Origin of the sequence: Parvibaculum sedimenti (genome assembly GCF_009184905.1) — a bacterium.
GTDB lineage: Bacteria > Pseudomonadota > Alphaproteobacteria > Parvibaculales > Parvibaculaceae > Parvibaculum > Parvibaculum sedimenti.
Window position 1 is genome coordinate 1 of sequence record NZ_WESC01000004.1, and the last position, 19,996, is coordinate 19,996.

At 60.7% G+C, this 19,996-nt stretch carries 23 protein-coding genes; 11 read left to right on the forward strand and 12 right to left on the reverse strand.

What is annotated here, in order from left to right:
• Window positions 1-74: 74 nt before the first annotated feature.
• Window positions 75-611, reverse strand: coding sequence for an acyltransferase family protein (locus F2P47_RS04965; RefSeq protein WP_152215339.1), 537 nt, complete (start codon window positions 609-611; stop codon window positions 75-77).
• A 431-nt stretch (window positions 612-1,042) separates the two neighbouring features.
• Here F2P47_RS04965 and F2P47_RS04970 point away from each other — a divergent pair, with 431 nt between their 5' ends.
• From F2P47_RS04970 to F2P47_RS04995, 7 genes are all read left to right on the forward strand, one after another.
• On the forward strand, window positions 1,043-1,906 hold the full coding sequence (locus F2P47_RS04970) for an acyltransferase family protein (RefSeq protein WP_152215079.1): 864 nt from the start codon (window positions 1,043-1,045) through the stop codon (window positions 1,904-1,906).
• Entirely contained in the window at window positions 1,836-2,105 is a 270-nt protein-coding gene (locus F2P47_RS18100) for an SGNH hydrolase domain-containing protein (RefSeq protein ID WP_425500027.1), read from the forward strand. The genes F2P47_RS04970 and F2P47_RS18100 overlap by 71 nt, the downstream gene beginning before the upstream one ends.
• A gap of 144 nt (window positions 2,106-2,249) precedes the next feature.
• Window positions 2,250-3,428, forward strand: coding sequence for a polysaccharide pyruvyl transferase family protein (locus F2P47_RS04975; RefSeq protein WP_152215080.1), 1,179 nt, complete (start codon window positions 2,250-2,252; stop codon window positions 3,426-3,428).
• Complete coding sequence (locus F2P47_RS04980; RefSeq protein ID WP_152215081.1) at window positions 3,425-4,417, forward strand: glycosyltransferase family 2 protein; 993 nt, start codon at window positions 3,425-3,427, stop codon at window positions 4,415-4,417. Before F2P47_RS04975 ends, F2P47_RS04980 begins: the two co-directional genes overlap by 4 nt.
• Before the next feature lie 2 nt (window positions 4,418-4,419).
• Window positions 4,420-5,943, forward strand: coding sequence for a lipopolysaccharide biosynthesis protein (locus F2P47_RS04985; RefSeq protein WP_185680949.1), 1,524 nt, complete (start codon window positions 4,420-4,422; stop codon window positions 5,941-5,943).
• Complete coding sequence (locus tag F2P47_RS04990; RefSeq protein ID WP_185680950.1) at window positions 5,940-7,364, forward strand: Coenzyme F420 hydrogenase/dehydrogenase, beta subunit C-terminal domain; 1,425 nt, start codon at window positions 5,940-5,942, stop codon at window positions 7,362-7,364. Before F2P47_RS04985 ends, F2P47_RS04990 begins: the two co-directional genes overlap by 4 nt.
• 180 nt (window positions 7,365-7,544) lie before the next feature.
• Entirely contained in the window at window positions 7,545-8,321 is a 777-nt protein-coding gene (locus F2P47_RS04995; protein ID WP_152215084.1) for a hypothetical protein, read from the forward strand.
• 3 nt (window positions 8,322-8,324) lie between these two features.
• On the opposite strand, the gene F2P47_RS05000 is transcribed toward F2P47_RS04995, so the two are convergent.
• From F2P47_RS05000 to F2P47_RS05010, 3 genes are all read right to left on the reverse strand, one after another.
• Window positions 8,325-8,957, reverse strand: a complete 633-nt coding sequence (locus F2P47_RS05000; RefSeq protein ID WP_152215085.1) for a TetR/AcrR family transcriptional regulator — start codon at window positions 8,955-8,957, stop codon at window positions 8,325-8,327.
• Between the two features lie 189 nt (window positions 8,958-9,146).
• Window positions 9,147-9,353, reverse strand: coding sequence for a cold-shock protein (locus F2P47_RS05005; protein WP_152215086.1), 207 nt, complete (start codon window positions 9,351-9,353; stop codon window positions 9,147-9,149).
• A 247-nt stretch (window positions 9,354-9,600) separates the two neighbouring features.
• Window positions 9,601-11,094, reverse strand: a complete 1,494-nt coding sequence (locus F2P47_RS05010) for a flavin-containing monooxygenase (protein ID WP_152215087.1) — start codon at window positions 11,092-11,094, stop codon at window positions 9,601-9,603.
• 345 nt (window positions 11,095-11,439) lie between these two features.
• Here F2P47_RS05010 and F2P47_RS05015 point away from each other — a divergent pair, with 345 nt between their 5' ends.
• The gene (locus F2P47_RS05015) at window positions 11,440-11,889 is read left to right on the forward strand and encodes a winged helix DNA-binding protein (RefSeq protein ID WP_152215088.1); all 450 of its coding nucleotides are present in this window, start codon (window positions 11,440-11,442) and stop codon (window positions 11,887-11,889) included.
• A gap of 3 nt (window positions 11,890-11,892) precedes the next feature.
• Here F2P47_RS05015 and F2P47_RS05020 read toward each other — a convergent pair whose 3' ends face one another.
• The 4 genes from F2P47_RS05020 to F2P47_RS05035 form a co-directional block, all read right to left on the reverse strand.
• Window positions 11,893-12,168 carry a GNAT family N-acetyltransferase gene (locus F2P47_RS05020; protein ID WP_152215089.1) on the reverse strand — a complete coding sequence of 92 codons (276 nt, stop codon included), beginning with the start codon at window positions 12,166-12,168 and terminating at the stop codon, window positions 11,893-11,895.
• A gap of 28 nt (window positions 12,169-12,196) precedes the next feature.
• Window positions 12,197-12,529, reverse strand: coding sequence for an STAS domain-containing protein (locus F2P47_RS05025; RefSeq protein WP_152215090.1), 333 nt, complete (start codon window positions 12,527-12,529; stop codon window positions 12,197-12,199).
• 84 nt (window positions 12,530-12,613) lie between these two features.
• A complete protein-coding gene (locus F2P47_RS05030; protein ID WP_152215091.1) occupies window positions 12,614-12,955 on the reverse strand; it encodes an STAS domain-containing protein in 342 nt (113 codons plus the stop codon).
• Window positions 12,956-12,974: 19 nt separating this feature from the next.
• A complete protein-coding gene (locus tag F2P47_RS05035) occupies window positions 12,975-13,493 on the reverse strand; it encodes an ATP-binding protein (protein ID WP_152215092.1) in 519 nt (172 codons plus the stop codon).
• A gap of 164 nt (window positions 13,494-13,657) precedes the next feature.
• Between F2P47_RS05035 and F2P47_RS05040 the strand changes: the two genes are divergently transcribed.
• Complete coding sequence (locus F2P47_RS05040) at window positions 13,658-14,311, forward strand: GOLPH3/VPS74 family protein (RefSeq protein WP_152215093.1); 654 nt, start codon at window positions 13,658-13,660, stop codon at window positions 14,309-14,311.
• Between the two features lie 62 nt (window positions 14,312-14,373).
• Here the strand turns inward: F2P47_RS05040 and F2P47_RS05045 are convergent, their stop codons facing one another.
• Window positions 14,374-15,525 carry an L-lactate dehydrogenase gene (locus F2P47_RS05045; protein ID WP_152215094.1) on the reverse strand — a complete coding sequence of 384 codons (1,152 nt, stop codon included), beginning with the start codon at window positions 15,523-15,525 and terminating at the stop codon, window positions 14,374-14,376.
• Between the two features lie 126 nt (window positions 15,526-15,651).
• Between F2P47_RS05045 and F2P47_RS05050 the strand changes: the two genes are divergently transcribed.
• Window positions 15,652-16,452: an SDR family NAD(P)-dependent oxidoreductase gene (locus F2P47_RS05050; RefSeq protein ID WP_152215341.1), complete on the forward strand. Its 801-nt coding sequence runs from the start codon at window positions 15,652-15,654 to the stop codon at window positions 16,450-16,452.
• A 43-nt stretch (window positions 16,453-16,495) separates the two neighbouring features.
• Here F2P47_RS05050 and F2P47_RS05055 read toward each other — a convergent pair whose 3' ends face one another.
• On the reverse strand, window positions 16,496-17,152 hold the full coding sequence (locus F2P47_RS05055) for a glutathione S-transferase family protein (protein WP_152215095.1): 657 nt from the start codon (window positions 17,150-17,152) through the stop codon (window positions 16,496-16,498).
• Window positions 17,153-17,293: 141 nt separating this feature from the next.
• Here F2P47_RS05055 and F2P47_RS05060 point away from each other — a divergent pair, with 141 nt between their 5' ends.
• Window positions 17,294-18,514 (forward strand): polyhydroxyalkanoate depolymerase, encoded by a 1,221-nt coding sequence (locus F2P47_RS05060; protein WP_152215343.1) that lies wholly within the window; start codon window positions 17,294-17,296, stop codon window positions 18,512-18,514.
• On the opposite strand, the gene F2P47_RS05065 is transcribed toward F2P47_RS05060, so the two are convergent.
• Complete coding sequence (locus F2P47_RS05065; protein ID WP_185680951.1) at window positions 18,511-19,632, reverse strand: FUSC family protein; 1,122 nt, start codon at window positions 19,630-19,632, stop codon at window positions 18,511-18,513. The two genes, F2P47_RS05060 and F2P47_RS05065, sit on opposite strands and share 4 nt — an antisense overlap.
• Window positions 19,633-19,709: 77 nt before the next feature.
• Complete coding sequence (locus F2P47_RS05070; RefSeq protein ID WP_152215097.1) at window positions 19,710-19,979, reverse strand: hypothetical protein; 270 nt, start codon at window positions 19,977-19,979, stop codon at window positions 19,710-19,712.
• Between the last annotated feature and the right edge of the window lie 17 nt (window positions 19,980-19,996).

Consider the following 19,996-nt stretch of genomic DNA (forward strand, 5'->3'; position numbering starts at 1 on the left):
GTTGCTCAACCCGCCCGAGAGGGCATAATCATGCCAAGGCTCTAATCCCCCGTGGGGGAAACTTCAGTGGCACGTCACAGCGTGAAAACGCCGATAGCGAAAGCGACCAGGGCGCTTCCGTTCTTGCGCCGCGCAACAAGAAAGCTGAGAGCGAAGATTACGACCGGGAAGACGACGTAGAACTGCTCTTCCACGGACAGAGACCAGGTATGCAGCAGCGGCTTCGTCTCCGCCGGTTGGTCGAAATAATTGTTGGACTGACTCCAGAAAAAGATATTCGAAACGAACAGCGTCGCCGCGATCGCGCTTTGAGCGAAGCCCTGATAATCCTCCGGCAGCAGCAGGAACCAGCCCGCAACTTCCGTAGCCAGCAGCACGGCGAAAAAAGCCGGCAGGATGCGGCGCGCGCGGCGCTCATAGAAATTGATGATGGAAAAACGAGAAGAATCGATCTCCGACTTGATGATCCCCGTGATCAGAAAGCCCGAAATCACGAAGAAAATATCGACACCGACAAACCCGCCGGGAAAGAAGCCAAAACCCGCGTGGAATAAAACGACCGGAAGAACGGCCAAAGCCCTCAATCCGTCGATATCGCGCCTATGCAACATTACCGCCCTATTCGTAACAATTGTGGCACAGATACGGCTCCTCTCCTGAATGGCTCGACCGCCAACTCCAAGATTTCCTTGCTGCGTGCGAAAGCGGATTGAATTCCATCGCCTGCCCCTCCAACCCAATGCCTTCTGGATTGACGAATATTAAGGGGGAACGCCCACACCGACAAATCAACCATGCCCGAATTGGAGGGAGTTAGCGCCCTTTTTATCAGCGGCGAACCACCCCGTCGAACGCAGTTACTCACACAACATCCATTGCCCCTCGCTGAATTGGATCGATCCGCTACTTCACCTCTTCGACAAGAAGTGGTTGCCGCCGGTATGAATCATTGGCTCTATCGACTCTGGGGGCGATCCCGCAGCGGCTGAGCGGAAGGCAGAACATCCGATCTGGCAACACCTGCCCATTAGAAGCGACGGATATGTATTTATCGTATCGCAGGGACATCGACGGATTACGCGCTATCGCAGTCCTGCCAGTCGTTCTGTTTCATGCTGGCTTCAGTATATTCCGCGGCGGCTTTGTCGGCGTCGACGTCTTTTTCGTAATCTCCGGCTACCTCATTACCCTGATCATCTCCGCCGAGATCAGAGAGAACCGGTTTTCTGTTCTGCGCTTTTACGAACGGCGCATACGCCGCATAGTTCCAGCCCTTTTCGCCGTTCTGTTCTTTACCCTGAGCGCCGGGACGGCTCTTCTCCTGCCCGAGGACCTGAAGTCACTGAGCCGAGGCATCATCGCCACCGCTCTCTTCGGGTCCAATATCCTGTTTTGGAAGCAAAGCGGCTATTTCGATACGTCAGCCGAGCTAAAACCGCTGCTGCATACATGGTCGCTGGCAGTCGAAGAGCAGTTTTACATCTTCTTCCCGCTGGCTCTCGTACTTGTCTGGCGCTGGAGCCGATACTGGCGACCGGATTTCGCGTGGAGGTTGGTCACATGGACCAGCCTGATCATCTCATTGGCGGCCAGTATCTACTGCGTAGGCTATACGGCCGCATTGAACGGCCTCTCACTTGAAACTAAATCGGACGCCACTTCTCCCGAAATCACAAAGCATCCCCACGGCGCAATCAGCCTAAATCAAGCAGAAGGGATGATGCGGCATGGCCTGGAGGAGCAGATCAACCTCCTCCTCGACAATGGCAAGGAGGTATTTCTTGTCTATCCGATACCGGAAAGCAGCTACGATATACCAAGCGCGTTGGCCCGGCTTGCAAAGAGCGGGGGGGGGGGGCGAAGGGTTACGACTCAGCGAAGCCGCATTCCAGATCCGGAGTCGTGACGCGACGAGAATACTTGACGCCATTCCCGACGCGCCCAACTTGCATCGCATCAGACCTGCCGAACTCCTTTGCAACAAAGGCAGTTGCTTAATCTACAAGGCTGACAAGTCGCTATATGCTGACGACGATCACCTTAGCAAGGCTGGCGCGGAATTTCTGTCCCCCCTCTTCGCACCAGTCTTCGCCACACAGAGATGAAGCTCATTCCGTCGCGGATGAGTTTGTTACAGTTTGAGGCGAATGCGCATTTCAAGCGTCATCGGTATCCGCCTATAATGCCGCGAGTCCGGTTGCCGGGCACCCGGATGGGCTATCGCGAGCGGAGACAGGAGTACGAGGTCCATGCGTTTTGGGACCGTGACCTTACATGCGGGTTTCAATGAAGGCGCGATCCTGCAGAGCCTCGCCCTGCACCGCGCCATCGGCGAGCTTCGTCCCGGAACCGACGTCGAAATCGTGGATCATCGCTACCCCGTGCTGATGGAAAAGGCCTATGGGCCCGCCGATGACGACCGGAAGAAGGTGCTTCAGGATTTTTCCGACCATTGCCTGCCCGTGAGCCCGCGCCGCTTCTACAGCGCCGACCGGCATCCGACATTTGACTATATCCGCTCGCGCTATGACGCCATTGTCATTGGCAGCGACGAGGTCTGGAAGATCGCCTTTCAGCGCCGCCTGAAGGGGTTGCTCCGCTTGCAAACGGATCCCTATGCGCCGGCCTTTCCCAATGTGTTCTGGCCCGACCGGAGCATCGCTATACCGAAACTCGCCTATGCTGCGTCGGCCGGCGAGAAAACCGACTGGCTTTCCATGTCGCCGCGCATGCGCCGCAAGATCGCCGACATTCTGGGCGGCTTCGGCGCCATCGGCGTACGCGACGAGCGGACGCGGGCATTCGCCCTGTGGGCGGACCCCTCGCTTGCCGGAAAGATAGAATGGACGCCCGATCCGACGCTGATCTGCGACCTGACGAACGACGCCGATCCGGACGATCTGCGCGCGCGCCTTGCTGCATGGGGCGTCGATTTCAATCGCCCGCGCCTGCTGCTCATTGCGGGCGAGCATCCGGCCTATGCGGCGGCCTGCACGTTGCTGAAGACGCGGGGCTATCAGATCGTTTCCGTTTCGGACCGGAACCCCTATGCGGACATCGACCTCACCGGCGCCGCCATTGACCCGCTGGACTGGGCGGGCCTTGCACGTCACTTCGACGCATGCCTGAGCGAGCGCATGCATGGCGGCATTTTCGCCGTACTCAATGGTTGCCCACTCATCTGCGCGGACAGGCGACGCCCGACCATGGGCTTTCCAACCAAGAACCACGCGCTGAGCGACATGCTGGGCCTCTCCCATCGCTACGTGTCGGTCAATGAGGCCGGGGGCCAGAGCCGGTTGCTGGAAATGTGCGCCACGCTTCAAAGCCTGCCATATGACCGCGCAGAGATTGGCGAAAGGCTCGCGGAGTTGCGCCGGATCGGGCGAGATTTCCTCGACCGCTCTCTGCCGGGGAATCATCCATGAACAATGCCCTTCCGGAGGCAGGTGAACACCCGACAATCTCCGTTGTCATACCCTATTACAATTCTGGCGCCTTCATCGAAGGGGCGCTCGAACAGTTGAGCCAGCAGACCTTTCGTGATTTCGAGGTGGTGATCGTCGATGACGGTTCATCGGCCGACGAGGCGGCACTTGCCCGTGAGGCTGCGGCGCGATGGCATGCGATCTATCTGCGTCAGAGCAATGCGGGGCCGGGCGCGGCGCGGAATCGTGGCGCGAGGATGGCGAAAGGAACATGGATCGCCTTCCTCGATGTGGATGACACCTGGGAGCCATCCAAGCTTGCCGAGCAAATTGCTGCGGGCGCAGATCAAGACCTCGTCCTGTGCGATACTCAGACCGTCGCGAAGAGCGGCACACTTCGCCACCGTCATTTTTGGAGCTCTTACATCGGGACAGACGTGTTCAGCGCAGCCATATTGCGGGGTGACGTCTATTCCTTTACCTCGGCAATTTTCGTCCGTACCGAGCTCTTTTTCGCGCTTGGTGGATTCGACGAACGGCTTCGCTATCTTGAGGATCACCATTTTCTCTACCGGGCGGTGAAGGTGCTTCGCTGGACCTGCCTCGGTAAAGCACTTTCATCGCGGATCGTGCACGAAGAGAGCATGTCTCACATCTCCCGCAATCTGGACGTCGACGCGCATGTTGAGCGTCGCAAGTTGTTTCTCGACGTCCTGAGCGAGTTCGAGCCAGAGCTTGACAAGAAGGATCACCTGTTGCGCGAGATGCACCGCAACATCAAGCGCAGCATCGTTATGCGCCGCCCGCAAAAGGCACTGGAGCTGGCCTTGCGCGCCGTCGCCTTGAAGCCCGCCAGGCTAAAGAACTACGGGTTCCTCATCGCCATAATAATTTCCCTCGCAAGCCCCTCGGAATTCGACCACTGGAACCCGGATCTGGCGCAAATCGCAAAGACAGCCGACAAGCCGAGGGCGCTGCCTTGTCCATGACGTTGCGCGCCACGCGCGGCATTTCGCAGATCCTTCTCGGCTCGACGGTGCAGACGCTGCTTCGCTTCGGCGTCATCGGAATTCTGGCCCGACATCTTACGCCTGCGGATTTCGGAGTCGTCGCCGCTGCCATGATTATCGTGTCGATTGTTGATCTCGAAGGCGCCCTCGGCGTTGCCCCTGCCCTGATCCAGCGCAAGGAGCTGGAACCCCGCCACATCGAAACGGGCCAGAGCCTCGCCCTAGCCGTGGCAGCACTCCTTGGCGGCAGCCTATATCTCGCCTCTGACTTCGTCGCCGACCTGCTTTCCATTCCTCAGAGTGCCAGCGCCTTGCACGTACTTTGCCTCGTCGTGTTTCTGCGCACCGCCGTTTCGGTGCCTGAGGCGATGATTTATCGAACCCTCCAGTTCCGCAAACTTGCAGCGACGCAGGTGGCGTCCTATTGCATCGGCTATGCGATCGTTGGCGTGGGTCTCGCCATGATGAGCTTCGGCTATTGGTCGCTTGTCTACGCGGAAGTGGCACAGGCATTGGCACTAAGCCTGCTTTACGTCTGGCAAAGCCGGCCCTCACCACGCCTCGGATTCGACAGACTAACGGCGCGCGAACTGCTCGGCTTCGGCTTGAGTCTCAGCGCCGCCAAGGTCATGCGGCAGGTAATCTTCTCAATCGATCAGGCGGTGGTCGCGCGGCTCTTCGGCCCTACCCAACTCGGCCTCTACGTTCGCGCGCAGAGCACGACATTTCGCCCAATCAACGCGCTGGGTGGTGCACTTGAGTCCGTAATCTTCCCAATGATGTCGACAATCCAGCACGATACGGAACGCGTGAACACCGTTTTCGCCCGAGGAATGAGCGCCTATTTCGCATTTATCTCGCCGGTAGTCGCGACAAGCGCGATCCTGTCGAATGAAATCATCTATATTCTTCTGGGCTCCGGCTGGACCGAAGCGGCTCTGCTGATGCAGCTACTCGCCGCAGGCTTTTTCTGCCGAACGGCAAATCGCCTCTGCGCTACGATACTCAAAGCGCGCGGCAGAGCCCTCTGGCTGCTCCTGCTCCAAATAGAGCATGTCGTAATCGTATCGACCTGCATCCTTGCCGGCGCTCAATTCGGCGTGAGGGGCGTTGCTGTCGGCATGAGCGCCTCGCAGTTCCTGCATCTTCTCTCCGGTATCATATTGGTTCTTTGGGAGACGAAAGGCGGCTGGAGGCCGCTGTGTCGTACGCTGTTAGGCACCGCCCCGATAGCCGTCGGCCCCGTGCTGCTGGGCCTCGCCGGGCATGTCGCGCTGGTGGCTCTGGGCGCACCATGGTTTGTCGCGTTCACCCTCACCTGCGCCATAGTAATCTTGTCCTGGCTCACGACTATCATGCTCATTCCGGTGCAGACGCTAGGCGAGCATGGACCGTGGCTCCTGCAATCCCTGTCGAAATTTGTTCCCTCTCGACTCCCAAAAAGCGCAATTCTCAGAGCATGGATTGCACGGTCGCCCACAGCGGAGATGCAGGGGCAATCATGAGCGCACCAACCACCGACACATCGCCAATTGCCGATCTTTTCAGAACGGTCGTAGCCGGGGGGTACTGCGTGGGCTGCGGCGCATGCGCCACAATGGCGCCCGAGCATCTGGAAATGCGCCTCGATAGTTACGGGCGCTTTCTTCCTCGTCAGATCGGGGATGCAGCTCCGTCAGATACCGCACTCACTGACGTTAGAGCCGTCTGCCCATTTTCAGGCAGATCGCGGAACGAAGACGAAATCGGCGCCGACGCCTTCGGTCACGCACCCCATCAGAACGGTCTCATAGGCCGATGGGAAACACTTCACGCTGGATATGTGAGCGAAGGGGATTTTCGGCAAAACGGCACATCCGGCGGCATGACGAACTGGATTGCCAGCGAACTCCTCTCGCGAGGACTTGTCGACGCCATAATCCACATTCGTCCAGGAGCGCAATCCACCGGCGGTCCGCTATTCCAATACGCCGTATCCCGAACAATCGAAGAACTGCGCGAAGGCGCCAAGACGCGCTATTACCCCTGCGAACTCTCCACCGTGATGCAATACATACGCGAGACGCCCATGCGCTTCGCATTGATCTCCCTGCCCTGCTTCGCGCGTGCCGCGCGCCTGCTTCGGGAGAACGACGCCGTCATCGGCGAAAGACTGCATTTTCAGATCGCCATTGTCTGCGGCCATCTCAAGAGCACCGGCTATGCCGAATATTACGGCTGGACCGCAGGCATGCATCCGCGCGACCTCACCTATGTAGATTTTCGATACAAGGCTCCGCAAGCAATCTCGGCCAAGCAATATTTCATTCTTGCGAGAAGCAAAGATCGCCAATCCGTGATCGCCAACGCGAATGTCTATGGAACAGATTGGGGGCTCGGCTTTTTCAAGCTGAAGGCATGCGACTATTGCGATGACGTTCTCGGCGAAACTGCCGACATAACCTTGGGCGATGCATGGCTACCGCGCTTCGACAGCGATCCGGCCGGAACAAACATCGTCATCACCCGCCATCCTCAACTCGCGCAGATCGTTGCCGAGGGGCGCGCAAACGGCAGCATTCATATTGAAGATCTAGGCGCCGAAGACATTGCCCGTTCGCAGGAAGCGGGATTTCGCCATCGTCGAGATGGCTTGGCCTACCGACTTTATTTACGCGACCAAGAGGGCCAATGGCGCCCACGAAAGCGCGTGGCAGCCGCACATCACCTCAGCCTCCGCTACCGCCTGATCTTCCGCCTGCGCGAAGCGCTGCGCGATCGAAGCCATGCTGCATTCGCAGAGGCGGTGCGCGGCAATGATCTGCGTATCTTCATCAGGAAAATGGCCCCCCTCGTCCGGGTCTACCTTGTCGTTCTTCGCCAAATGAATCCCGACTACTGGCAGAAAAAGTGGGCCGGGCTCCGGCGCCGTCTCTCTCTCCGCTAAAGGGCACCCACGACGAGACCCCTTGGTCTGCGGCGCATAGTCTGCGTAAATTGTTTCCTCCGATGACCAACCGCCGTTATCGGCAGCCTGAGATATGCGGCAGGGGCCGTCGCCATTACCGCCTTGGCCAGGCGGTCGCGGCGCGTCGGGAACGCGAAATAAGGCCGAGGGGGAAATTTGATGACGCGCATACTGATCGGCACTCCGGCCTATGGCGGCCAGGTCACGACTGCATGGTTTCATTCGATGCGGAACCTGCAGGCCGCCTGCCAGAAGCGGGGGATCGAGCTTTCCGTGATGACGCTGGACAAGGAGTCGCTCATCAGCCGGGGCCGCAACTCGGTCGTCGCGGAATTTCTCGGCCGCGAGGATCACTCGCACCTCCTCTTCATCGACGCTGATATCGGCTTTCAGCCCGACGCGGTTTTCCGCCTGCTGAGCCTCAACAAGCCGGTCGTCGGCGCGGCCTACCCGAAGAAGGGTATCAATTGGGAAAAGGTTCTCAAGGCCGCCAAGACCACCGAGGATGCGAACACGCTGCGGGACATGTCGGTCGAAATGGCGATCAATGTCTTCGACGAGGACATGCCCAATACCGGCCCCGACAAGGGACACCCCGTCGTCAACGGCTTCATGCGCGTCAGCAAGATCGCGACCGGTTTCATGATGATCCAGCGCGGCGTCTTCGACATCATGCGCCAGCGCTTCCCGGACAAGCAGTACAAGAACGATATCACCGGATATGACAACCAGTTCTCGAAGGGGAATTTCTGGTCCTTCTTCGATGTCATCATCCACCCGGAGACCAAGCGCTATCTCAGCGAGGATTACGGCTTCTGCTATCTCTGGACCAAGGGCTGCGGCGGCGAGATCTGGTGCGACGTGACGAGCCGGATGACGCATTTCGGCGCCTACAGCTATTCGGGCTCGTTACTCGCCGGGCACGTGCAGAAGTAAGGCTCAGCGGCTCGCGGCCAGCAGCAGGTCGAGAAGGCCGAGGATGATTTCCTCGCGCGGACGGCGGAAGTTCGACAGCACCCAGCGCATTGCCACATGGACGATGGCGCCGACAAGGCCCGCCGCGAGGATCTCGGTGCGCCCCTTGTCCGCGCTGACGCGGGGAAAGAGTTCCGGCGTGTCCGTCTGCAGATGCACCGAGAAGAGGTCCATCGCCTCGCGATAGACGTGATCGAGGTTCGGCCCGAGGCTCAAAACCTCGATAAGCAGCACGCGCGCGAAAAGCGGATCGCGCTCGATCTCGCCGAAATAGGCGCTGAGCACGGCTCTGGCCTTCGCCTCCGGCGTGTCGTCCGCCGCTTCCAGCGCCACGAAGAGCGCCGCGCCCACGCGCTCGACGCAATGGGCATAAACGGCAATGAAGAGATCGTCCTTGCTGGCAAAGGATTCGTAGAAATAGCGCTCGGTGAGCCCCGCCTCGACGCAGATCTGGCGGACGGTCGCCGCGCGATAGCCGATGCTGGCAAAGACTTTCAGCCCTGCGGCGACGAGGCGTTCCCGGCGGCCAGACTGCCGTTCCGCCTGACTTTCGCCGCGATAGCGCCGGCTTGGCTTGCTTTCGGGTTCATCCAACATGGCTGAATATTGACAGGATTTATTGTCACATACAATTCGCCGGCGGCCCGGAGCGCCGGACCTTTTGCCGCATAATTAGAGCCGTATACGGACAAAATAAACCCGGCGCGGATCGCTCCGGCCGGGTTCATCTTGTTGAGGCAGTGGGCAGGCGCGACGTTCGCGCTCGCCGCTCGCCCGCGCTTCAGCTCAAAGGAGCTGGAGGTTCGCGGCCGAGGTCTTGCCCTTTTCCGTCACGAGCTCGTAGGAGAGCTTCTGACCTTCGTTGAGGTTCGACAGACCGGCGCGCTCAACGGCCGAGATGTGAACGAAAACGTCGTTGCCGCCATTGTCCGGCTGAATGAAGCCGAAGCCCTTCTGGCTGTTGAACCACTTTACCGCGCCCTTGTTGGACATGGTGTCTCCTTGAATAATAAAGGTGTCGCCCACGCAATATCGCGCAAGCGTGTCAATCTTCACTGAGAGTAAGGGATAGCCCGGCGCTCGATCTTGAGCGTAGAGAGCATGCCGAACCAAAACGAATTGACACCCCATAAGTGGGGCGCGCCGGAGAAATAGCAAGGGGAAAAGTCCGGGCGATGCAAACTGCGCCGCCAGATCGGACTTTTCCCCTGTTTTGAGCCGTTTTTCGTTCCACCTCGAACTAGCTGGCGAGCCGCTTCCGCTCTGCCGAAGCGGGGCGCGGGTTCGAAAATTCCATCGCTCCATCCTCAACACGCCCGAATTTCAGGCTCACAATGTCCAGCGCATAGTTCTGATAGAGCTTCCAGGGCGCCTTCGATCCCTGCTTGGGGAACTTGTCGATCGTGCGCTGTACATAGCCCGAGGAGAAGTCGAGGAAGGGCTCTTCGCCGAGTGTCGGGTCGTTGCGGCGCGGCGTACACTGACGAAGGCCGGTCCGGTCCATGTGGTTGATGAGCCTGCAGACATATTCGCAGGTGAGGTCGCATTTCAGCGTCCAGGAGGCGTTGGTATAGCCGAAGGCCGAAGCGAGGTTCGGCACGTCGCTATACATCATGCCCTTGTAGTTGAGCGTCTTCGACATATCGACGGGCGCGCCGTCGACAGAAATCTGCAGATCGCTCAACACCTGAAGATTGAGGCCGGTCGCGGTGACGATGAGATCGGCCTCGAGTTCCGTGCCGGATTCAAGCTTGATGCCCTTTTCCGTGAAGGTCTCGATACGATCCGTTACGACGGAAGCGCGGTTCGACTTGATCGCGTCGAAGAGATCGCCATTCGGCACGGCGCAAAGACGCTGATCCCAGGGGTTGTATTTCGGCGTGAAATGCTTGGCCACGTCATAGTCGGGGCCAAGCTGTTCGCGGACCTGCTTCAGGAGGAATTGCTTCACGCCCTCGGGCTTCCGCCGCGAGAGGTTGTAGAAATACATGCTGAGAAGCACTTTCTTCCAGCGCGTGAGACCATAGGCGAGCTTGGCCGGAAGATAGCGGCGCATCGCATTGGCGAGCTTATCTTCCGCCGGGACCGTGGCGACATAGGTAGGCGAGCGCTGCAGCATGGTGACGTGAGCGGCCGTCTTCGCCATCTCGGGCACGAGCGTCACCGCCGTCGCGCCGCTGCCGATCACGATCACGCGCTTGCCGGCATAATCGATATCGTCGGTCCATTTCTGCGGATGAACGATACGGCCCTTGAAACGCTCCGTTCCCGGAAAGTCGGGCGTATAGCCTTCAGCGTAATTGTAGTAGCCGCTGCACATGAAGAGGAAGTTGCAGGTGAAGCGGGTAAGCTCCTTCTCGGGGCCCTGCTCCACCTCGACCGTCCATTGCGCGTTCTCCGTCGACCAGGAGGCGCGCTTCACGAAATGCCGGAAGCGGATCTTGCGGTCGATACCGTAGTCCTTCGCCGTCTCGCGCAGATAGTTGAGGATCGCCGGGCCGTCCGCGATCGACTTCGCCTCCGTCCAGGGGCGGAAGGAATAGCCGAGCGTGTACATGTCGGAGTCGGACCGGATTCCCGGATAGCGGAAGAGGTCCCAGGTGCCGCCGAGGCAGTCGCGGCCTTCGAGGATCACATAAGTCTTGGAAGGACAGTTCGCCTGCAGGTGATAGCCCGCGCCGATGCCGGAAATGCCGGCACCCACAATCAGTACGTCGAAATGCTCAATCGTCATGACGCCGGCGAACTCCCTAAATCTGAAATGTCACGTTGTCTGTTTGTAAAGATTTAGTCGCAATCGCCCCTGCATTCCAACTCAAAGTGGCGCAATTCGTCGTTCAGACGTGCCGCGCCCCCGATGCGCGGCTGAACGGGTAAGAGCCAAGGCGCCCCATGGGCCGGGCAAGCCAAGAGCACTCGCAATGCGTGTGATGAAAATAAAATAAGCTCGTTATGGTTGTGTTAAGGGTTATACGTGTCACTATGGTTGTAGAGATTTGCGATTCGCAGTCGCCAATCCCGCAAATACGCCAGTGTTTCCTAGAAAGGAGCCCGGCAGGGCTCAACCGGAGATTGTATTATGTCCATGCAGACATTGACCAACGACCGTCAGAACTGGGGCGCCCGCCCGCTTTCACAAACCGCAACTCCTGCTTCGCATGAAGGCGCGCTGACCCGGCACAGGGCCCGGATGCTGCTCGACCTCTACAATGCCCGGATGAAGTTCTTCCCGACCGGCCTTTTCGCGGACCCTGCCTGGGACATGCTGCTCGACCTCACCCATGCGCGGCTGGCCGGCAAGCGCATTTCGGTTTCGAGCCTCTGCATCGCCGCCAATGTGCCGGCAACCACCGCCCTGCGTCGCATCGGCGACCTCGTGGGCAGCGGCCTTGCGGTCCGCGTCAAGGATGAGAGCGATGGCAGGCGCGTCTTCGTTGAGCTGACGGATGACGGCTTTGCCCGCATGGGGCGCTATCTCGAAAGCGTTCTGAAGGCGATGAGCGCGGATACGAGCCTGGCCGTCAAATAGGCCTCAGGCGACGAGATCGCGATATTCGGGATGCTTCTCGATATAGGCGGCAACAAAGGGGCACTGCGGCACAAGCTTCAGCCCCTCGGTGCGGATCATCTCAAGCGCCCCTTTGACCAGCCGCGAACCGACGCCCTTCCCACCCAGCGCATCGGGCACGATCGTATGAATGAGAACGATGCGGTCCGGCTTTCGCTCATAATCGATATGGGCGGTGATACCCTCGACGATAAGCTCGAAGCGATTGCGCGCGCGATTGTCTGTAACGTCTTCGGACATGAGTCTGCTCTCTCGGGAAAGCTGATGATCAGAGCGCGGCGCGCGCGGCCTCTTCGCTGTCGAAAAAGCTGAAGATCTGCGTAAGGCCGCTCGTCTCCAGGGCATGGAGCACATCCGCGGAGCCAGGCGCGATGATGCCGAGCTTCACCTGACGCTGATGCAGCATCTTGCCTGCCGTGACGAGCAGACGAATACCGAGCGAGGAGAGAAAATCAACACCAGACAGATCGAGCAGAGCCACGTCGCCCGCCTTCTTGACCGCGCCCACTTGGGCGTAGAAACGCGTCTCGAGCTCGCCGACCCGGCTCGTATCGAGGCGGCCTGAAAGCTTGATGCTGTGGAATGCTGAGCTGTCGGTCATTTGAATACCCGGTGAGGCTGTTTCGTGCGCCGCAAGTTATGAGCGCACTGTAACGGAATCATGACATCGGCATCGACCGCTCTTTCAGGATTTCAGCGCGGCGATCGCCTGCTCGTCCGTGTCGTGCATGCCGAAGATGGTGGCAAAGCCGCTCACGTCGAAGACTTCCTTCACATTGCTGCTGACGCCGCTCAGCGTCAGCGCCCCGCCTGCCGACTTGGCGCGCTTGGCCGTGGTGAGCACGACCCGCAGGCCCGCCGAACTGATGTAGTCGACCGCAGAGAAGTCGATGACGACTTTCGCGGGGCCTGCATCGACCAGCGCATTGGCCTGTTCCTCGAAGGATTTGGCCGTGCTGCTGTCGATCCGCTTCGCAGGGCGGAGGATCAGGACATCGCCCCGGATCTCATGGGTCATTTCGAGCATTCTTTATCCCCTTTGGCCGTCAGCCGACCGCATTCAAATTCATGTGCATCTGTAGCCGGTTGAACCCGCCCTCGCGGCTATAGTCCAGCCGGTCCATATGGGTCCGGACAAGCTTGATCCCCAAGCCACCGATCCGCCGCTCGTCCAGCCCCTCGCCAAGCTCGGGAAGTTCCGCATCGACCGGATTGAACGGCTTGCCGTTATCGATCAACAGCGCCTCGATAACGCCATCCCTGAGTTCCACCGTCAACTCGATGTGGCATTCAGAATGGCCTTCAAACGCGTAGGACACAATATTCGTGATGAGCTCGTCGAGCGCCAGGTTGAGCCTGAAGATTGCCTTGGGCGACAGGCCGTGCGCCTCACCGAAGGCTTCGATGGCGTCGAGCACGCGCCCAACCTCCGAGATATCGTTTCGGAGCGCCATTTCGATCTTGTCGGACAAGAAAACCGCTCCACTGCAAGAGGTCTGGGCCACCATTGCCCCCGGCGCGGCATTGGACCCGATGTCTCTTAACATCCTGCCCTTCTCCGTCAAGCCGCGCCGCCAGTATCGAGTATGCGTCTTTCTGCGACAACATCATCACATCGGATAACGCTGCCGCGCTCCGCTGCCTCCCGATGCACCCGGGAGTTCCACGTTGACACCCTCCGGCGGCCTCGTAATATCCGGCTCTTGAGAGCACATGGGGAGCGGGTTAAATGCTGACGGTACCTGAAGAATTCCTGCTACTGACGGTCAAGGACGAGGACGGCGGCTTCGTGGATATTCCCCATGAGGCAGTGAGCGCCGGCTTCATCGGCGCCGCCATCATGGAACTTGCCCTCGAGAATCGCATCGACAGCGACCTCGACCGGATCTGGATCGTCGACAAGACGCCCACCGGCGAGGCTTGCGTCGATCTCATCCTCAGCCAGGTCGCTGCTCCCGATTTCGACCTCAGCGCCGCGAAGCTCATCGACCAGCTGGTCTTCTATGGCACGCAGGTTCGCGAGATGGCGCTGGAGCGCCTCTGTGAAAAGAAGATCCTCGCCAAGGAAGAAGGCCGCATCCTGTGGTTCCTCAAGGCGCGGCGCTACCCGGTGGTGGACGGCAAGGAAATCCGCGAGGTGAAGATTCGCCTGCTGGAGATTCTGCTCCGCGACGAACTCCCCGATCCGCGCGACGTCTGCCTTCTGTCCCTTGCCGACACCTGCGGCATCATCCGCCAGATCGTCCCGGCTTCGGAACTTCACCGCGCCCAGGAGCGCATCGCCACGCTGGCCAAGATGGACCTCATCGGCCAGAACGTGACGCGCTACATCAACATCTTCCAGGAAGCCGTCGCCTACGCCTCCTACACCTGGCCGATGTAAGAACGACCGTTCGGCGCAAAAGAAAGCCCGGCCAATGTGCTGGGCTTTTTTGTGTCTGCCGTTCAGGAATGCTCAACGAGGAGCGAGCGCCCCGCCGTCTCGACATCGGTGCAGCCGGTCAGCGCCATCGCAACTTCGAGTTCGGCCTTGAGCGTCTTCAGCATGGCGCTCACGCCCACTTCGCCACCGCCCGCCAACGCATAGGCCCAGGCTCGCCCGATGGCCACGCTCTTCGCGCCGAGCGCCAGCGCCTTCAGCACATCGAGGCCGGAGCGCACCCCGCCATCCATCACAATGTCGAGGCGAGACCCCACCGCCTCGACGATGGGCGGCAAGGCATCGACCGACGCGGGCACGCCGTCGAGCTGCCGGCCGCCATGATTGGAGACGACGATGCCATCCGCGCCGACTTCCGCCGCCATGCGCGCATCCTCAGGGTCGAGAATGCCCTTGATGACGATGGGCCCATCCCAGCGCGCGCGCACCCATTCGAAATCGCGCCAGGTCACTGAAGGATCGAAATTCTTTCCGATCCACTGGGCGAAATCATTGGTGCCCTTCGCGTTCGGCATGGCATGGGCGATATTGCCGAATGTATGCGGCCGCCCGCCAATGAACACCTCGCGCATCCAGCGCGGATGAGAGAGCACGTTGAAGCCGCGCCTGAGCTTGTCGGCCAGCGTGAGTTCGCCCGAAAGTCCCGAGCGCACATCCCGGTAGCGCGCGCCCGTCACAGGCAGATCGACGGTGAAGACAAGCACCGGCGAGCCCGCCTCCTTCGCGCGGTTAAGCAGCTCCATCATGAAGCCCCGGTCGCGGATCATGTAGAGCTGGAACCAGAATGGCTTCGCCACCGACTTGCGCACCTCCTCCAACGAACAGATGCTCACAGTCGAAAGGCAGAAGGGAAGTCCGGCCGCCTCCGCGGCACGCGCGGCCTGCGTCTCGCCGCGATGCGCGTAGAGCCCGGCCATGCCGACCGGCCCGAGAATGACGGGCATGGCGAGCGTCTGGCCGAAGAGCTCCGTCGAGAGCTTGAGCTTCGACACATCAGTCAGCACGCGCTGGCGCAGCGCGATCTCTTCCATCGCCGCGACATTGCGGCGGAGCGTCGCCTCGGCATAGGCGCCGCCATCGATATAGTCGAACATCATGCGCGGCAGTCGCTTCTGCGCGCGCAGGCGCCAATCCGATACGGATGCAGGTCGTGTCATCGTTTCTCCCCCTCGCAAGGCTTTGGCCCAGTCTAGCGCAACTGCCTGAAAAGCGATCCGCCCTATCGCCACAGGGTAGAATTTCCTAAAGTCCAGCCATCGAAACTTGTATTTCAGGAGACAATGATGACCGTAGCAGGCAAGGGACGACTTTCAGGAAAGCGCGCCGTCGTGACGGGCGCGGGCAGCGGCATCGGACGGGCGAGCGCCGTGCTCTTCGCGCTGGAAGGCGCGAGCGTCGTCGCCGTCGACCGCGTCGAGGACGCAGTGGACGAAACGGCTGCGATGATCCGCGCCAATGGCGGCACGGTCCTCTCGGTCGCCGCCGATGTGGGCGACGAGGAATCGGTCAAGACCTTCATCAACCTCAGCGTCGAGAAGCATGGCGGCCTCGATGTCGTCTATGCCAATGCAGGCATCAGCGGCGGCCTCGTTCCACTGGGCGAGCAGTCGGTCGAATATTGGCTCGAAATCCTCCGCATCAATCTGATCGGCCCGTTCCTCGCCATCAAGCATGCCTCGCCCATCATGGCGAAGCAGGGCTTCGGCTCGATCGTCTGCACAGCCTCCGTCGCCGGGCTTCGCGCCAATGCGGGCGGCCTGCCGTATAGCGCCAGCAAGGCGGGTGTCATCAGCCTCGTCCAGACATCGGCGAATGAACTCTATGGCACAGGCGTTCGCGTCAACGCCGTCTGCCCCGGCCTCATCGAAACCGGCATGACGAAGCCGATCTTCGACAATGCCCGGGCCCGCGGCACGGAAGGCAAGATCGGCCAGCTCAATCCGCTGAAGCGCAATGGCGTGCCGGAAGAGATCGCCAACATGGCGCTCTTCCTCGCCAGCGACGAAGCCTCCTATGTGAACGGCCAGGCCTTCGCCGTCGATGGCGGCCTTTCGAGCACCCATCCCTTCTCGGGCAAGCGTTGAACATGCCGGTGGCATGACGCGCAAGATGATCTATGTGGAGTGATCAGAACTCCGCGTCGAGCTCTTCCAGCTCTTCAGGCTCGGCCTTCGCGCCCTTGGTCCATTCGATCATGTGCGGCAGCGCCGCAATGCGCTTGCAATAGGCAGCCGCCGGCTGGTCGAGTTCGACGTCATAGGTGATGAAGCGGGTGCAGACCGGCGCGTACATGGCATCCGCCATGGTCGGCTTCTTGCCGAAGAGGAAAGGCCCCCTGTAGCGCTCGAGCGCCTCCTCCCATATCTCGGCGACGCGGTCGATATCGGCCTGCGCGCCTGCCCAGATCTTGAAGTCCGGATAGCGCGCCTTGAGATTCATGGGCAGCGCCGAGCGGAGATTGGCGAAGCCCGAATGCATCTCGCCCGAAATCGACCTGCAATGGGCGCGGGCCGCCTGATCCGCCGGCAGGAGCCCCGCCTCCGGTTTGATCTCATGGAGATATTCGGCAATGGCCAGCGTGTCCCAGACCTTGATGCCGTGATGTGTGAGACAAGGCACCAGAAATGATGGCGAGAGCAGCAGAAGCTCCGCCCGGGTCGAGGGGTCGCTGGCGGAAAGCTGTTCCTCCTCGAAATCGAGCCCGGCCATCTTGCAGAGCAGCCAGCCCCGCAGCGACCAGGACGAGTAGTTCTTGCTGCTTATGGTCAGAGTAGCCTTGGCCATGGCGGTCCCCTTTGTCCACGCCGCGCTGTCACGCGCTCGCAATAATTATCTCGCAGTGCAGCATAAGTTGCACTAGCCTTCTAGTGGGTCGGCCAAACTTTATGGCCGATGACAGTGACGTTCAGGGGGCTGGCCGCTGCCATGATGTATTACGCCTATCAGGCGCAAGCAGACTTGATGAAACCTTGGCGGGCCGTGGCGAACGCCGCGGTTTCCTTTCTCAACAACCCGCTGGTGACCCAGTTCGACTCTGCGACGCTCAACCATTGGTCGGCGGCGCTTGAGCTTTTCTCCCGTGCCGGCCTTACCCATGGCCGCCCTCCCTTCGGCATAGACACGGTTCACGTCGATGGCGAGGACGTGCCCGTCCATGAAGAGGCGGCCTTCTCGACGCCTTTCGGAACTCTGCTACGCTTCAAAAAAGAACATGTGAGTTCGGAGCAGCCCCGGGTTCTCGTCGTCGCCCCCCTGTCCGGCCATTTCGCGACCCTGCTCCGCAACACCGTCGCGGTGCTCCTGCCCGATCACGATGTCTACATCACCGACTGGCACAATGCCCGCGACGTCAGCCTCGATGCCGGGCGCTTCGGCTTCGACGAATACGTGGATCACGTGATCCGTTTTCTCGAAGAGCTGGGCCCAGGCGCGCATCTCGTCTCGGTCTGCCAGCCCTGCGCTCACGCCTTTGCCGCCGTCGCCGTCATGGCCGCGACCGACAATCCGGCCCAGCCCGCCAGCATGACGCTGATGGCAGGTCCCATCGACACGCGGATCAATCCGACGACCGTCAACGAACTCGCCACGACGCATTCGATCGAGTGGTTCGAAAAGAATCTCATCTCGCGCGTGCCTGCGGGTTTCGCCGGTGCGGGACGCCGCGTCTATCCGGGCTTCGTTCAGCTCACCGCCTTCATGAGCATGAACCCCAAACGCCATATCGACACGCATGTCGACCTTCTCGGGCATATCGCGACCGGCAACATCGAACGCGCCGAGGCAACCAAGACCTTCTATGACGAATATTTCGCCGTGCTCGATCTCACCGCCGAGTTCTATCTGGAGACGGTGAACCTCGTCTTCCAGAAGCATCTGCTGCCGCAAGGCCTTCTCACATGGCATGGGGAGCGGGTCGACCCCGCCGCGATCCGCCGCACGGCGCTCCTCACGGTCGAGGGCGAGAAGGACGACATCTGCTCGGTCGGCCAGACGCTTGCCGCGCAGGATCTCTGTACCAGCATCAGGCCCTACAAGAAGCGCCACCACCTGCAAGCGGGCGTCGGCCATTACGGTGTCTTTTCGGGTTCGCGCTGGGCGGGGCAGATCTATCCCATCGTCCGGAACATGATCCTCGCCAACGACTAGCCGGTCGCGGCGGGCCGTGCGAACTCCGCGAGACGGTTGCCGAGTTCCGGCAATTCACGCCGCATCTCCTCGAAGGCAAATCCCAGCGTGAACAATCCACCCACGGTCTCGGGCGGAAGCTCCGTCATCAGCGGATCGGCGCGGAGGCGCTCAAGCTCGTTGCCGAAAGCATCGATCGCCGCAATGAAGGCATCGGCCGAAGGCGGCGCCGTTCGGTTGCGCGCCGCCGCGGCGGCTGCGTTCAACTGAGTTTCGAGCGTCGAGGTTACCGCTGCAAGCGGCGCCTGAAGCCACGCGGTCACAGTCTCCGGCCAGGCCGCCGCCGTCGCTCGCCCGACCAGAATGAAGTCGTGCCGAAAGCGTCGCAGCGAGCGCAGCAAGGCGTCCGTGTCGCCATATTCGGCAATCCGCGCGGACCTCTCGCGCTTCATGTCTTCGCCCGCCGTTTCGGCGCCCGCGACCGTGGCGCGAAGCCGGTCGTTGACGCCCTGAAGCTTCGTCTTGAGCAGGACCGCGTCCGCGCCGGGGTCGAGGCTCGCGATCTCGAGCTTCCAGACCTCGGCGAGCAGCGCGAGCACCGCCCCCACCCGCTCGGCGAGATCGGAATGGGCCCGGGCCGGAAGCACGAAAAGCGCCACGGCCACGCCGATGAAGCCGCCAAGCACGATTTCACCGACGCGCTCAACGGCAAGCCAGAAGGCGGGCTCATGGCCCGTCCGGCTCAACACGACGATGATCGCCGTGATGGGCGCAATCTTGAACCTCGGATTGGACGCCGAAAGAAATGCGAGTGGCCCCAGTACCAGCGCGATGACGAGCCCCTCCGCCACGAGGCCGTTCGCCGCCACGAGCGTGGCGAGAAATCCGCCGAGCGCACCGACCACCGTTCCGGTGAGCCGGTCGGTCGCCGCTTTGAGCGAGCTGCCGATATTGCTCTGCATGACGATGACCGCCGTCAGCATCACCCAGTAGCCCTGCGGCAGTCCCAGCGTTCGCGCGAGCATGAAGGAGAGAAAGCTCGCCACCATCACGCGAATGGCGAAGCGTTGCTCGGCGCGCCGCGACGCGACGAAACGCCATGCCGCACTTGCCTGCGCTTTCAGATTGTTTTCGCTCATTCCTACTCCAGCGCCGCCCCGCTCCTTTTCCAATACCCACATCATATCGGCGGGAACGAAGCGACGACAGGATTGCCTCACAGAATGGCCGAGACGGAGGTCGTTCCGGTTGCGCCGGAGATTGCCGCCCTGAGCTTGCAAGGACCGAGCACGAAGCCCCCGACGCCATTCTGCGTGAAGCTCACCGACTGGCCCACGGAGAACCAGTTCGTCCCGTCGGGGCTTGCCTCAAGCGCCACCGTCGCCCCGCCGAAAGTCCCCCAGGCCCAGAAAGTGCCCGTGCCGCCGGTCCAGTCCACCGCCGTCGACCCGCCGTTTGCCGTCGCCGCGTTCAATATGGTCGCCATGATCTCATCCTTGCTCT